This is a genomic window from Streptomyces sp. NPDC006624, from assembly GCF_040611555.1.
Lineage (GTDB): Bacteria > Actinomycetota > Actinomycetes > Streptomycetales > Streptomycetaceae > Streptomyces.
Map to the genome: position 1 here is coordinate 383,573 of NZ_JBEXOM010000004.1, position 15,768 is coordinate 399,340.

2 protein-coding genes are annotated in these 15,768 nt (G+C 75.4%); both read right to left on the reverse strand.

All coding sequences use genetic code 11. From position 1 onward, the window contains the following. Nucleotides 1-60: 60 nt before the first annotated feature. Entirely contained in the window at nt 61-14,043 is a 13,983-nt protein-coding gene (locus ABZY20_RS10490) for an SDR family NAD(P)-dependent oxidoreductase (protein ID WP_356439476.1), read from the reverse strand. Nucleotides 14,044-14,281: 238 nt separating this feature from the next. Then, nucleotides 14,282-15,706, reverse strand: coding sequence for an NAD(P)/FAD-dependent oxidoreductase (locus ABZY20_RS10495; protein WP_356439479.1), 1,425 nt, complete (start codon nt 15,704-15,706; stop codon nt 14,282-14,284). Nucleotides 15,707-15,768: the final 62 nt, after the last annotated feature.

Sequence of the window (15,768 nt, forward strand, 5' to 3'; positions counted from 1 at the left end):
GGTGTGTCAACTCCCGTGTGTCGTGTGGTGGTCGGTGTGGTCGGTCGTGGGCGGTGGCGCTCAGTTCAGTTCGTCGACGAGGGCGAACAGCTCCTCGTCGGTGGCCGACTCCAGGTCGTCGTCCCGGTCCTGGCCGGCGGTACCGGCGGCGTTGTCGGCGGCGTCGAGGAGTTCCCGCAGGCGGGCGGTGATCCGGCCGTGGGCGGCGGTGTCGGCGGCGGCCGCCTCGATGGCGGCCTCCAGCCGGGCCAGTTCCGCGAGCACCGGCTCCTCGGGCGCGGTCTCCTCGACGGTGAGCCGGTCGCCCAGGTACGTGGCGAGCGCCCTGGGTGTGGGCTGGTCGAAGACCAGGGTGGTCGGCAGCCGCAGTCCCGTCTCGGCGGCGAGGTGGTTGCGCAGCTCGACAGCGGTCAGGGAGTCGAAGCCGAGTTCCTGCACCGGCCGGTCGGCGTCGATCGCCGTGTGGTCGGCGTGCCCGAGGACGGCGGCGACCCGGCCGCGGACGAGATCCACCAGCGTCCGCTCCCGCTCGGTCGCGGAGAGGGCCGCGAGGCGCTCGGCGAGGCCCTGCCCCTCGGGGCGGCCGGCGGCGGTGTCGTCCCCGGCGGCGGGTCGGCGGGCGCCGGTGCCGCGGACGAGCCCGGAGAGGAGGGGCGGCACCGCGTCGCCCAGGGCGCGTATCGCCCGGGTGTCGAGCCGGGTGACGGCGAGGACGCTCTCGCCGGTGGCCGGGGCGGCGTCGAAGAGGGCCATGGCGTCGTCGGTGGCCAGCGGCAGCAGGCCGGTGCGGGCCAGGCGGCGCAGGTCCGCTTCGGCGAGGTGGCCGGTGATGGTGCTGGTCTCCTCCCACAGGCCCCAGGCGAGGGAGGTCGCGGGCAGTCCGGCGGCCCGGCGATGCGCCGCCAGCGCGTCCAGGAACGCGTTGCCCGCCGCATAGTTCGCCTGACCCGCCGTCCCCAGCAGACCCGACACCGACGAGTACAGGACGAACGCCTTCAACTCCATGTCCCGGGTCAACTCGTGCAGATGCCACGCCGCGTCCACCTTCGGACGCAACACGGAGTGCAACCGCTCGGCGGTCAGCCCCTCCACCGTCACGTCGTCCAGCACACCCGCCGTATGCACCACACCCGACAACTCACTCACTTCGGCCAGCAGTTCGGCCAGCGACGACCGGTCCGACACATCACATGCCGCCACCGTCACCGAGGCACCCAGCCCCTCCAGCTCCGACCGCAGCTCCCCCGCACCGGGCGCGCTCTCGCCACGCCGGCTCACCAGCACCAGCGACCGCACCCCGTGCTCCACCACCAGATGCCGGGCGGCGATGGCGCCCAGGCCGCCGGTCCCGCCCGTCACCAGAACGGGGCCCGAGCCCCAGGAGACGGCTCCGCCGTCACCCGGTACCGCCCGCCGCAGCCTCGGCACCACCAGCCCGCCCGACCGCACCGCCACCTGTGCCTCACCACAGGCGACGGCGGCGGTGAGGGCGGGGGCGTCGGTGGCGTCGAGGTCCAGGAGCTGGATTCGGCCCGGGCTCTCGCTCTGCGCCGTGCGCAGCAGGCCCCACAGCGGGGCGTGCGTCAGGTCGGTGACGTCCTCGTCGGCGGCGGTGGCCACGGCGCCCCGGGTCACGACCACGAGGCGGCTGTCCGCGAACCGGTCGTCCGCGAGCCACTCCTGCACCTGGAGGAGCGTCTGGTGTGCCGCTTCCCGTGCGGTGTCCGGCACCCGGCCGCCGGCGGGCGCGGAGAAGTGGGGGGCGAGGACGGTCGCGGGCACGGGTGCGCCCCCGTCGACGGCACGGGCCAGTTCGCCGAGTCCGGCGTGGGAGCGGACCGTGCCGTCCGGCAGTCCGAGGCCGGACGGGTCGCCCACGACCGCCCAGGTGGAGAGGTCGGCCGTGGCGTCCGTGGCGTCCGGACGGATCCACTCGACCCGCAGCAGGCCGTCGGCGGTGGCGGTGTCCGCGGCCCGCAGCGTGTCGGCGGACAGCGGGCGCAGGGTCAGTTCGGCCACGGAGGCGACCGGTGTGCCCGACCCGTCGGCCACCACGAGGGCGACGGTCGTGGAGCCGCCGTTCGCGGCCTCGGGTGCCGCTGCTCCGGCGAGCCGGACCCGCAGCACGGACGCGCCGGTGGCGGTCGCGTTCACCCCGGCCCAGGAGAACGGCAGCAGCGGCCGGCCCTCGTCCCGGGCGACTCCGGGCAGCAGCGGGTGGAGGGCGGCGTCGAGCAGTGCCGGGTGGAGGGTGAACCGGCGTGCCTCGGTGCGCTGGTCGTCGTCGAGGGCGACCTCGGCGCAGAGGTCGTCCCCGGCCGTCCACAGCCGGCGCAGGTTGCGGAACGCGGGCCCGTAGCCGTAGCCCTGCTCGGTGAGGCGCTCGTAGGCGCCGGTGAGGTCGATCTCTCGGGCTCCGGCGGGGGGCCAGACCGTGAGCTGCTCGCCGGGGGTGCCGGAGGCTGCGCTCAGGGTGCCGTAGGCGTGGAGGGTCCAGGTCCCGTCGTGGCCGGGGTCGCCGTGCGGCCGGGCGTGGATGCGTACCGGGCGGGTCGCGTCGGTGTCCTCGGTGCCGACGGACACCTGGAGGTGCACGCCGCCGCGTTCGGGCAGCACCAGCGGGGCCGCCAGGGTGAGTTCCTCGACCGTGGTGACGCCGAGCTGTTCGCCTGCCCTGAGGGCGAGTTCGAGCAGCGCGGTGCCGGGCACGAGCACGGTGCCGGCGACGGTGTGCTCCGTCAGCCAGGGGTGTGTGCCGCGTGCCAGACGGCCGGTGAGGACGTGTTCGTCACGGTCGGCCAGGGGTACGGCGGCGCCCAGGAGCGGGTGGTCGGCCGCCTCGAGTCCGAAGCCGGCGGCGTCGGTGACGGTGGTGGGCGCGTCGAGCCAGTAGCGCTGCCGCTGGAAGGCGTAGAGCGGCAGGGCGGCCGGGTGTGCCCCGGGGAAGACGGTGTCCCAGTGCACCTCGGCGCCTCGTACGGCCGACTGTCCGAGGGCGGCGGCGAACACCTCCGGCTCGGGACGGCCCCTGCGCAGGACCGGGGCCACCACCCCGGGGGGCTGCTCCAGGGACTCGGCGACCAGGGCGCTGAGCACCCCGTCGGGGCCGAGTTCCAGCCACTCGGTGACGCCGCGTGCCTCCAGGAGGCGCACTCCGTCGAGGAAGCGGACGGCCTCGCGGATGTGGCGGGCCCAGTAGTCGGGCGAGGCGAGGTCCTCGGCCGTGGCCAGTTCGCCGGTGACGTTGGAGACGATCGGGATGCGCGGTGCGTGGAAGGTGAGGTCGGCGGCGATCGCGCGGAACTCGTCCAGGACCTCGTCCATGTGCGGCGAGTGGAAGGCGTGGCTGACGGGGAGGCGCTTGACCCGCGCGCCCTCCGCCTTGAAGCGCGCGGTGAGGTCGTCGACGGCGTCGGCGTCGCCGGAGATGACCGTGGCGCGCGGCCCGTTGACGCCGGCGACCGCGACCCGGTCGCCGTACGGGGCGAGCGCGGCGCGTACGGCGTCCTCGCCTGCCTCGACGGCCGCCATGGCGCCGCCCTCGCGCGCGGCCTGCATCAGCCGGCCGCGTTCGGCGACGAGGACGCAGGCGTCGGGCAGGTCGAGCACGCCCGCGAGGTGGGCGGCGGTGACCTCGCCGACCGAATGGCCGAGCAGGAAGTCCGGTACGAGGCCGTGGTGTTCGGCGAGCCGGAACAGTGCGGTCTCCAGGGCGAACAGGGCGGTCTGTGTGAAGGCCGTCTGATCGAGCAGCGCGGCGTCCGCGCTGTCCTCGGTGGCGAAGAGCACCGACTTCAGCGGGCGCATGAGCTCGGGGTCCAGGTGCCCGCACACCTCGTCGAGGGCCGCCGCGAACACCGGGGAGGCGGCGTACAGTTCGCGGCCCATGCCGAGGCGCTGGGCGCCCTGCCCGGTCAGCAGGAAGGCGGTCCTGCCGCGTGGGGTCGCGGCGGTGCGCTGGGCCGCCGGGGTGGTCTCGCCACGGCTCAGTGCGGCCAGTCCGTCGAGCAGTTCGGCCCGGTGCCGGGCGACGACCACGGCTCCGCGGCTGTGCCGGGCGCGCCGGGTGCCGAGGGACCAGCCGAGGTCGGTGAGGGACTGCTCGGGGTGGTGGCCGAGGTGGTCGTGCAGGCGCCGGGCCTGGGCGCGCAGGGCCTGCTCGTCGCGCGCGGACACCACGAACGGCACCGGCCCCGACGGCTCCGGACGGTCCACGACCTCCTCCGCGGGCGCCGTGAACTCCTCGATCACCACATGGGCGTTCGTCCCGCTGATACCGAACGACGAGACACCCGCGCGGCGCGGCGCGTCCTCCCGCGCGGTCCACTCCCGCGCCTCGGTCAGCAACTCGACCGCACCCGTGTCCCACTCCACGAACGGCGACGGCTCGTCCACGTGCAGCGTCCGCGGCAGCACACCGTGCCGCATCGCCTCCACCATCTTGATCACACCGCCCACACCGGCGGCCGCCTGGGCGTGCCCGATGTTCGACTTCAGCGACCCCAGCAGCAGCGGCCGTTCACGGCCCTGGCCGTACGTCGCGAGCAGCGCCTGCGCCTCGATCGGGTCACCGAGCCGCGTGCCCGTACCGTGCGCCTCCACCGCGTCCACCTCCGCAGGGGACAGACCCGCCGAGGCGAGCGCCTGGCGGATGACCCGCTCCTGCGACGGGCCGTTCGGTGCCGTCAGACCGTTCGAGGCACCGTCCTGGTTCACGGCGCTGCCCCGTACGACGGCCAGCACCCGGTGCCCGTTGCGCAGCGCGTCGGACAGCCGCTCCACCACCAGCAGGCCCACGCCCTCCGACCAGGCCACACCGTCGGCCGCCGCGGCGAAGGACTTGCACCGGCCGTCGGGCGACAGGCCGCGCTGGCGGGAGAACTCGACGAAGACGTGCGGCCCGGCCATGACGGTCACGCCGCCGGCGAGGGCGAGCGAGCACTCGCCGTTGCGCAGCGCGTTCGCCGCGAGGTGCAGGGCGACCAGCGAGGACGAGCAGGCGGTGTCGACGGTGACGGCCGGGCCCTCGAAGCCGTAGGTGTAGGAGAGCCGGCCCGAGACGACGCTGGAGAGGTTGCCCGCGAGCAGGAAGCCCTCGTACTCCTCGGGACTCGCCGCGAGGCGGGAGGCGTAGTCGTCGTACATGGCTCCGGTGAACACGCCGGTGTCGGAGCCGTGCAGGGCGGTGGGGTCGATGCCGGCGTGCTCGAAGGCCTCCCAGGCCGTTTCCAGCAGCAGCCGGTGCTGCGGGTCCATGGCGGTCGCCTCGCGGGGCGGGATGCCGAAGAAGGCGGGGTCGAACCGGTCGGCGTCGTGCAGGAAGCCGCCGTGCCGGACGTAGGAGGTGCCGGTGTGCGCGGGTTCCGGGTCGTAGAGGCCGTCCAGGTCCCAGCCGCGGTTGCCGGGGAACTCGCTGATGGCGTCGCCGCCCTCGGAGACCAGGCGCCACAGGTCGTCGGGCGAGGACACACCGCCCGGGTAGCGGCAGGCCATGCCCACGATCGCGATGGGTTCGTCGTGGCCGCCGGCGGGCCGCGCGGTGGGGGCCGCCGCCGGGGCCGCGGTCTCGGCGATCCTGGTGAGCAGGTGGTCGGCGACCGCGTCGGGCGTGGGGTGGTCGAAGACGACGGTGGCGGACAGCCGCAGTCCGGTGGCCTTGTTCAGGCGGTTGCGCAGTTCGACGCCGGCGAGGGAGTCGAAGCCGCTGTCCTTGAAGGCGCGTTTGGGGTCGAGGCGTTGCGGGTCGGTGTGGCCGAGGACGCCGGCCACGATGCCGCGGACGAGGTCGAGGACGCTGTCGCGGCGCCGCTCCTGCGGCAGGGCGGCGATCCGCTGCGCCCAGGTGGTGCCCTCGGCGTCCGCGTCGGCCGCGCGGGCGGCCGTGCGCCGGGAGCGGGAGGCCGGGACCAGGTCGCGCAGCAGGGGCGAGGAGTCCGGGCGCAGCGCCCTCGGGTCGAAGACCACGGGGACGCGCAGCGCGTCGTCCCCGGCCAGGGCGGCGTCGAAGAGGGCCAGGGCCTGCTCGGGGGTGAGGGTCCTGATGCCCTGGCGCGTCCAGCGGGCCAGGTCGGCGTCGCCGAGGGTGCCGCCCATGCCGTGGGTGCCGTCCCACAGGCCCCAGGCGAGGGAGGTCGCGGTCAGCCCGGCGGCCCGGCGATGCGCCGCCAGCGCGTCCAGGAACGCGTTGCCCGCCGCATAGTTCGCCTGACCCGCCGTCCCCAGCAGACCCGACACCGACGAGTACAGGACGAACGCCTTCAGATCCATGTCCCGGGTCAACTCGTGCAGATGCCACGCCGCGTCCACCTTCGGACGCAACACGGAGTGCAACCGCTCGGCGGTCAGGCCCTCCACCGTCACGTCGTCCAGCACACCCGCCGTGTGCACCACACCCGACAACTCACTCACTTCGGCCAGCAGTTCGGCCAGCGACGACCGGTCCGACACATCACACGCCGCCACCGTCACCGAGGCACCCAGCCCCTCCAGCTCCGACCGCAGCTCCCCCGCACCGGGCGCGCTCTCGCCACGCCGGCTGACCAGCACCAGCGACCGCACCCCGTGCTCCACCACCAGATGCCGGGCCACCACGGCGCCCAGACCACCGGTGCCGCCCGTCACCAGCACCGGGCCCGAGCCCCACGACACCGCACCGCCCTCACTCGGCGCGGCCCGCCGCAGCCTCGGCACCACCAAGCCGCCCGACCGCACCGCCACCTGCGCCTCACCGGAGGTGAGGGCGGCGGTCAGGATCCGGTCGTCGGTGGTCGCGTCGGCGTCGGCGTCGGCGTCGGCGTCGATCAGGACGACACGGTCCGGATGCTCGGACTGCACGGAGCGCAGCAGGCCCCACAGGGTCGCCTGGGCCGGCTCCGGGACCAGGTCGCCGGGTGAGGCGGCCAGGGCGCCCCGGGTGAGCACGGCGAGCCGGGCGGCGGTCGTGCGCTCGTCGGCGAGGAAGTCCCGCACGAGCCGCAGGAACGTCTCCGCGGTCCGGTGGGCGTGGGCCGCCACGTCGCCGTGCCCGTCACCGGCGGGGGCGCGGACGAGCACCACGTCGGCCGCGGGGTCCGCCTGCGTCGGGTCGGACACCTCCACGACGTGCGGGGCGTCGCCCTCGGGCGCCGTGACCGGCGTCCACTCCACGGCGTACAGGGAGTCGTGGAGCCGTGGTGCGGAGCGGAGCCGGTCCTTGGCGACCGGGCGCAGGGCGAGGGACTCCACGCTCATCACGGGTGCGCCGACGGCGTCCGCCGCGTGCAGGGCGTAGGTGCCGGGCTCGCCGGGCTCGATCCGTACGCGCAGGGTGTCGGCGCCGCCGGCGTGCAGGGACGCGCCGGACCAGGCGAACGGCAGCCGGATGGTGTCCGCGGCGGTGCCGTCCCCGGCGGCGTGCAGCACCACCGGGTGCAGGAGCGCGTCGAACAGGGCGGGGTGCAGCCCGAACCGGCCGGCGTCCCGCCGGTGCGCCTCGGGCAGGGCGACCTCGGCGTACAGCGCGTCGGGAGTGCGCCACAGGCGGGTCAGGCCCTGGAAGGCCGGGCCGTACGCGTAGCCGAGGGCGGTGAGGCGTGCGTAGGCGTCGTCCAGCGGCATCTCGTCGGCGCCGGCGGGCGGCCACTGCCGCAGGTCGGGCCCGGACGAGGGGGTGCCGCCGAGGGTGCCGGAGGCGTGGCGGGTCCACACCCGCTCGGCGTCCGTCCCGCCGCTGTCCGGGCAGGCGTGGATCTCGACGGGCCGGCTGCCGGAGGAGTCCGGGGCGCCGACGGTGATCTGGACGCGTACCGCGTCCTGCGCGGGCAGCTCCAGCGGGGCTTCCAGGGTCAGTTCGTCGATCTGGTCGATGCCGAGGCGGCCCGCCGCGGTCAGGGCCAGTTCCAGGAACGCGGTGGCGGGCACGAGGACGGTGCCGGCGACGGTGTGGTCGGCGAGCCAGGGCTGGTCGGCTGCGGCGAGGCGCCCGGTGAGCACCAGGCCGTCGCTGCCGGCCAGTTCCACCGAGGCGTGCAGCAGCGGGTGCCCGGCCGGGTCGAGGCCAAGACCCCGGGCGTCGAGCGGCCGTTCGGGCGCCAGCCAGTAGCGCTCCCGCTGGAAGGGGTACGTGGGCAGGTCGACGAGGCGGCCGCCGGGGTGGAAGCTCTCGGCCGCGAGCGGGGCACCGGCCGCCCAGGCCGCGGCGACCCCGGCGAGGAACGTCTCGGCCTCGGGGCGCCCGGCGCGCAGCAGCGGGACGGCGACCGCGTCCGCGTCCGTGTCGGCCAGCGCGGTGCGGGTCAGCGGGGCGAGCACGGCGTCGGGGCCGGTCTCGACGAACACGGTGGCGCCGTGCCGGTGCAGGGCCCGGGCGGCGTCCACGAACCGTACGGGCCTGCGGATCTGCTGTGCCCAGTGGTCGGGGGAGGTCAGTTCGTCGGGGGCGGCGAGTTCGCCGGTGACCGTGGAGACGATCGGGATGCGCGGCGCGTGGAAGGTGAGGCTCGCGGCGACGGCCCGGAACTCGTCCAGGACGTCGTCCATGTGCGGCGAGTGGAAGGCGTGGCTGACCTGGAGCCGGCGGGTGCGGCGGCCCCGGGCGCGCCACCGCGCCGCCAGTTCCTCGGCGGCGTCCTCGTCGCCCGAGATCACCAGGGAGTCGGGGGCGTTGAGCGCGGCGAGGGCGACGCGGCCCGTCAGCTTCTCCAGTTCCGGGCCGATCTCCGCCTCGGTGGCCTCGACGGCGATCATGGCGCCGCCCGGCCGAGCCGCCTCCATGAGCCGGCCCCGGGCGGCGACCAGGCGGGCCGCGTCGGCGAGGGTCAGCACGCCCGCCGCATGGGCCGCGGCGAGTTCGCCGATGGAGTGCCCGGCGAGGAGGTCCGGAGTGGTGCCGTGGTGGGCGAGGAACCGGAACAGGGCGACCTCGACGGCGAACAGGGCGGGCTGGGTGTAGGCGGTGCGGTGCAGCAGCCGGCCGTGCTCGCTGTCCGCGTCGGCGAACATCACCGTGCGCAGCGGCACTTCGAGGTGCTCGTCGAGGGCGGCGCACACCTCGTCGAGGGCCGCCGCGAACACCGGGGAGGCGGCGTACAGTTCGCGGCCCATGCCGGCGCGCTGGGCGCCCTGCCCGGTGAACAGGAAGGCGGTGCGGCCCGCGCCGGCGGCGCTGCCGGTGACGACCTGGGCGCTCTCCTCGCCCCGGGCCAGAGCGGTGAGCCCGGCGAGGAGCGCGGGGGTGTCCGTGGCGGTGACCACGGCGCGCCGGGGCAGGGCGGTGCGGGTGACGGCGAGGGAGGCGCCGAGGTCGGCGGGGTGGGTGCCGTTTTCGACGAGGTCGTGCAGGCGCCGGGCCTGGGCGCGCAGGGCCTGCTCGTCCCGCGCGGACACCACGAACGGCACCGGCCCCGACGGCTCCGGACGGTCCACGACCTCCTCCGCGGGCGCCGTGAACTCCTCGATCACCACATGGGCGTTCGTCCCGCTGATACCGAACGACGAGACACCCGCGCGGCGCGGCGCGTCCTCCCGCGCCGGCCACTCCCGCGCCTCGGTCAGCAACTCGACCGCACCCGTGTCCCACTCCACGAACGGCGACGGCTCGTCCACATGCAACGTCCGCGGCAGCACACCGTGCCGCATCGCCTCCACCATCTTGATCACACCACCCACACCGGCAGCCGCCTGCGCATGCCCGATATTCGACTTCAACGACCCCAGCAACAACGGCCGTTCACGGCCCTGGCCGTACGTCGCGAGCAGCGCCTGCGCCTCGATCGGGTCGCCCAGCCGCGTGCCCGTACCGTGCGCCTCCACCGCGTCCACCTCGGCGGGCGCGAGACGGGCGTCGGCCAGGGCGTCGCGGATGACCCGCTGCTGGGAGGGGCCGACCGGGGCGGTCAGGCCGTTGCCCGTGCCGTCCTGGTTGACGGCGCTGCCCCGTACGACCGCCAGGACGCGGTGCCCGTTGCGCAGGGCGTCGGACAGTCGCTCGACGACGAGGAGGCCGACCCCCTCCGCCCAGGAGGTGCCGTCGGCGGACGCGGCGAAGGACTTGGAGCGGCCGTCGGCGGCCAGGCCGCGCTGGCGGGAGAACTCCACGAACATGCCGGGCGACGACATGACGGTCGCGCCGCCCGCGAGGGCCAGGTTGGTCTCGCCGCTGCGCAGCGAGCGGATCGCCATGTGCAGGGCGACCAGCGAGGACGAGCAGGCCGTGTCGACGGTGACGGCCGGGCCGAGCAGCCCGAGCTGGTAGGCGATGCGCCCGGACATGACGCTCGGTGTCGTACCGGTGAGGAGGTGTCCCTCGACGGTGTCGGGGGCCTCGTGCATGCGGGGCCCGTAGTCCAGGGTGGTGGCGCCCACGAACACGCCGGTACGGCTGCCCTTGAGGGCGGCGGCGTCCAGCCCGGCCCGCTCGACGGCCTCCCAGGCGGTCTCCAGCAGCAGGCGCTGCTGCGGGTCCATGGCGAGGGCCTCGCGGGGCGAGATGCCGAAGAAGTCGTTGTCGAACAGGGCGGCGTCGTGCAGGAACCCGCCCTCGCGGACCGTGCTGTGGCCTCCGTGCGTGGGGTCGGCGTCGTACAGGCCGGCGTCCCAGCCGCGGTCGCCGGGGAAACCGGAGATGGCGTCCCGGCCGTCGGCGACGAGCTGCCACAGCTCCTCGGGGGAGGTGACACCGCCCGGGTAGCGGCAGGCCATGCCGACGATGGCGATGGGTTCGTGCGCCGCGTCGGTGGAGAGGGCGGCGCGGTCCTCGGCGGCGTCGGCGGCGTCCGGGCCGGTGAGGAGCGTGCCGAGGTGGGCGATGAGGGCGGCCGGGGTGGGGTGGTCGAACAGCAGGCCGCTGGGCAGCTTCAGGCCGGTGGCGGCGGCGAGGGCGTCGCGCAGTTCCACCGTCATCAGGGAGTCGAAGCCGAGGTCCTTGAAGGCCGCGTGCGGGTCGACGCGCCCGGTGTCGGTGTGCTCCAGGACGGCGGCGACGTGCTCCAGCACGAGGGCGGTGGCGTCGTGGGCCGGGGCGGGCGCGGGGGCGGTGGCCTCGGCGGCCGGCGGGGCCGGGGGCGTCTGCGCGGCGGGGGCGGCGGGGCCGTCGATCCAGTGGCGCTCGCGCTGGAACGCGTAGGTGGGCAGCGGGACGCGGCGGCCGGGGCCGCCGGCGTGGAGGGCCGCCCAGTCGACGGGGGTGCCGCGGACGAACGCGGTGGCCACGCCGGTGAGCAGGGAGCGGACCTCGGCGCGACCCGCGCGCAGCGTGGCGACGGGGGCGGTGGCGCCGGTGTCCTCGGTGCTCGCGGCGGCCAGCGCGGTCAGGACGCCGTCGGGGCCCAGCTCCAGCAGGGTGGCGGCGCCCCGGTCCTCCAGGGCGCGTACGGCGTCGAGGAAGCGCACCGGGTGGCGCACCTGGTCGACCCAGTAGTCGGGCGAGGTCCACTGACCCGGTGCCACGGCGGCGCCGGTGACCGTGGACACGGCCGGGATGCGCGGCTCGTGGAAGGCCAGTTCCTCCACCACCGTGCGGAAGGGCTCCAGCATCGGGTCCATCAGCGGGGAGTGGAAGGCGTGGCTGACGGTGAGGCGGCGGGTCTTGCGGCCCTGCACGGCGAGCTGTTCGGCGACGGCCGTGACGTTGTCCAGGGCGCCGGAGAGCACCACGGAGCGCGGCCCGTTGACGGCGGCGACGGCCACCGGCCCGTCCTGCCCGGCGATCAGCGGCAGCACCTCGTCCTCGGCGGCCTCGACGGCGATCATGGCGCCGCCGGCCGGCAGGTCCTGCATGAGGCGGCCCCGGGCGGCGACGAGCCGGGCCGCGTCGTCCAGGGACAGCACCCCGGCGACGTGGGCGGCGGCGATCTCGCCGATCGAGTGCCCGGCCACGTGGGCGGGGGTGACGCCCCAGGAGGCGACCAGGCGGTACAGGGCGACCTCGACGGCGAACAGCGCGGGCTGGGTCCAGGCGGTGTCGTCCAGGCCGGTCCCGGAGTCGACCACCTCGGCGAGGGGCCGGTCGAGCAGCGGGGCGAAGGCCCGGCACACCTCGTCGAAGGCGCTGCGGAACACCGGGAAGGCGTCGCGCAGTTCGCGTCCCATGCCGGGGCGCTGGGCGCCCTGCCCGGTGAACAGGAAGGCCGTCGTGCCGGGGCGGGCGGCGCCCGTGACGACCTGCGCGGCGGTCCGGCCCGCGGCCAGGGCGGTCAGGCCGGCGACCATGCCGTCGTGGTCGTCGGCGAGGACGACGGCCCGGTGGTCGAAGACCGTGCGGGTGGTGGCCAGGGAACGGCCGATGTCCTCGGGGCGGGGCCGGGGCTCGGCGGTCACGGCGGCGTGCAGCCGCTCGGCCTGCGCGGCGAGGGCGGCGCCGCCGCGGCCGGAGACGACCCAGGGCAGCAGGACGCCGGGCGCCGAGGGCGCCGGGGAGGGGGCGGTGCTCCCCGCCTCCGGGCCGTTGGGCGCCGGGGACGGCGAGGTGCCCCCCGCTCCGGGGCGGGCCGGTGCCGGGAACTGCGCAACGCCGCCGCCCGCTTCCGGAGCCGCGCCCCGTGACGGCACGGCATCGCCCGCCTCGGAACCGGCGGGCGACGAGGCCGTCCCCGTACCCGCACCGGCAGACGCCGAGGCACCCCGCACACCCACACCGGCAGACGCCGAGGCACCCCCCACACCCGCACCGGCGGACGCCGACTCCACCCAGGGCAGCGTGGCACCCTCGTGGCCCGGAGCCCCGACGGGTGCCCGTGTGGCCGGGGCCTCCCCGAGCACCACGTGGGCGTTGGTGCCGCCCATGCCGAACGAGGAGACGCCGGCGATCAGCGGCCGGTCGGGGGCGGGCCAGTCCCCGGTCTCGCGCTGCACCTCCAGGCCGAGTTCGGTCAGCGGGATCGCCGGGTTCGGGGTGTCGAAGTTCAGGCTGGCGGGCAGGCGGCGGTGGCGCAGCGCCAGCAGGGTCTTGATCAGGCCGACGATGCCCGCGGCCCCCTCCAGGTGGCCGACGTTGGTCTTCACGGACCCGACGCGCAGCGGACCGGCGCCGGAACGGGCCGTGCCGAGCACCGCGCCCAGCGCGGCGGCCTCGATCGGGTCGCCGACCGGCGTGCCGGTGCCGTGCAGTTCGACGTACTGGACGGCGTCGGGGTCCAGGCCGCCGCGGTCGTACGCCTCGCGCAGGACCCGTTCCTGGGTCTCCTGGCCGGGCACGGTCAGCCCGGGGGTCGCGCCGTCGTTGTTGACGGCGCTGGCGTGGATCACGCCGAGGACGTCGTCGCCGTCCGCGAGGGCCCGGGACAGCGGCTTGAGGACGACGGCGCCGCCGCCCTCGCCGCGTACGAAACCGTTGGCGCGGGCGTCGAAGGTGTAAGTCGTGCCGTCCGGGGAGAGTCCGCCGAAGCGCTCCCCGGCGACTCCGGCCTCGGCGAGGATGTTGAGGTTGACGCCGGCGACGAGCGCGGCGTCGGACTCGCCGGTGCGCAGCGACTCGCAGGCCAGGTGCACGGCGACGAGCGAGGAGGACTGCGCCGAGTCGACGGTGAGGCTGGGGCCGCGCAGGCCGAGGTGGTAGGAGACCCGGTTGGCGATCACGCCGCGGTTGACGCCGGTCATGGTGTGCTGGGTGACGGCCCGGGCGCCGTGCTGGTAGAGCAGCGCGGCGTAGTCGTCGCGCAGGGTGCCGACGAAGACGGCGGTGCGGCTGCCGCGCAGGGTGGCCGGGACGATCCCGGCGTTCTCCAGCGCCTCCCAGGCCAGTTCGAGCACGAGGCGCTGCTGCGGGTCCATGACGCGCGCCTCGCGGGGGGCTATGCCGAAGAAGGCGGCGTCGAAGGTGTCGACGCGGTCCAGGAAGCCGCCGTGCCGCAGCCCGGGGGTGCTGTCCTCGGGCGGGTTGGGTCCGGTCGCGGACCGCCGGCGGTCGGCCGGGACCTCGGTGACGGCGCAGGTGCCGGTGCTGAGCAGTTCCCAGAACGCCTCGGGATTTCCTGCTCCGGGGAGACGGCAGGAAAGGCCGACGACCGCGATCGCCTCGCTCTGTGCACGGCGCGTCCCGATCGATTCGGACTGGTGCTGATTCGTCATCGCGCTCGACTGCCCTTTCGGCCGGAATACCGCAAGACTTCGTGAGTGGGGGAATGTGCGGCCCGATCGTAGGCAGGGGGGTCTCTCGCGCTTCTCAGTGTCCGGCCTCGCTCCGGTAATTCGGTGCGGACGAAAGGGCGGTGCGAAAGGGAGGGGAAAAGGAGAAGGCCATGACCGGGCGGTGGACGGGGACCGCACTCCCCGTTCTCCACCGCCCGGTCATGGCGTGTGCCGTGGGTCAGCCGGCGAGGGCGGCGGCCTGTTCCGCGGCACGGAAGCCGGACTCCAGGGCACCCTCGACGAAGGCGCCGTTCCAGCCGCTCGCTATGTCACCGCCGGCGAAGACGATGCGGCCGAACGGCTGCTGGATGTCCGGAAGCTGACGCAGGAGCTGCCCGGGCCTGCGCAGGCCCCAGCCGCCCCGCGCGTACGGGTCCTTGTGCCATTCCTTCGCCCGGTACTCCACCACCCTGGCCTCCGGCAGCAGCGTGCGGACGGCGTCGCGCACCGCCTGCGGGTCGGACACGTCGAGGGCGGGTCCGGTGAAGGCGACGAAGATACGCCCGTCGGAGAGCTGCTTCTGCGGGATGAGCAGCAGGATGGGCGCGCCCTCGGGGGCCTGTGCGGAGACCGCCTCGGAGGTGCCCCGCACCCGGAGCCACAGCTTGGTGGCGTGCGGGACGCCGAGGCCCTCGCGGGCGGCGTCGGCGTACACCGGGGGCAGGCCCGGCTCGAAGGTGAGCGTGGACCACATGTTGACGGGCGTGGCGAGCACGACGACCGGGGCCTGGTAGGTGCGGCCGCCGCGGACCTCGACGTGGGTGAGGCCGCCGCGCTCGCGGATCGCGGTGACGGGCGAGTCGAGGCGGACGGTCGCCCCGGACTCGCGCAGCATCCGCTCCAGGATCGCGATCATGCCGCCTTCGGGCAGCTCGCTCATCACCGACAGGAACCGGTCGTAGGTCCCGCCCGCGAGCTGGTACCACTGGGCGAGGCCGGTGAGGGAGCCGGTGCGGTTGCCGCCGGCGAACACCGAGGTGGCGCCGCTCACCCAGTCGTGGTCGACGCCCGTCAGCTGGAGCTGGGCGATGCGGTCCGCGAGCGAGAGACGGTCCACGGAGGCCAGCAGGTCCTTGCGGTACAGCGGCTCGTAGGGCCGTTCGAAGTACTGCTCGGAGCCGGCGTAGAAGTCGGCGAACAGGCTGTTGAGCCGCGCTCCCGCCTCCTGCGGGTAGTGGCTGGCGTAGCCGTCGGGGCCGGGCATGACCATGCGGGTGGCGTGGACGTCCTCGGTGGTGGTCAGCCCGTAGCGCTTCAGTTCGCGGGCCACCAGGTCCTGGCCGGGCCCGAACCAGCCGCCGCCGAGTTCGATGTGCTGCCCGGCCAGGGTGCCGGGTTCGATGCGGCCGCCGATGCGGCCGCGCGCCTCCAGGACCAGGACGTTCATGCCGCGGGCGCCCAGTTCCCGCGCGACGGTGCCGCCCGCGTAGCCGGCACCGACGACGATGGCGTCGTAGGGCTTGCCGTCGGCCGCCGCCGCGGTGGGTGCCGTGGCGGTGGCGGCGCCGGCGGTGAGCGCGGTGGCGCCCGCGGCTTTCAGGAGCGTTCTTCTGGTGACGGGGCCGCGGGCGCGAGGGGTCGTGCTGTCGCCGTTTCCGGTCATGGGACTCACCTTTCGCGAGGAGCGGGAATTGCGGGTCGGAAAGGGCGCGGAATCGCGGACTC

Bases quoted from the DNA above. Each gene is read 5' to 3' on its own strand.
- ABZY20_RS10490 (WP_356439476.1), bottom strand. From the start codon at position 14,043: ATGACGAATCAGCACCAGTCCGAATCGATCGGGACGCGCCGTGCACAG.
- ABZY20_RS10495 (WP_356439479.1), bottom strand. From the start codon at position 15,706: ATGACCGGAAACGGCGACAGCACGACCCCTCGCGCCCGCGGCCCCGTC.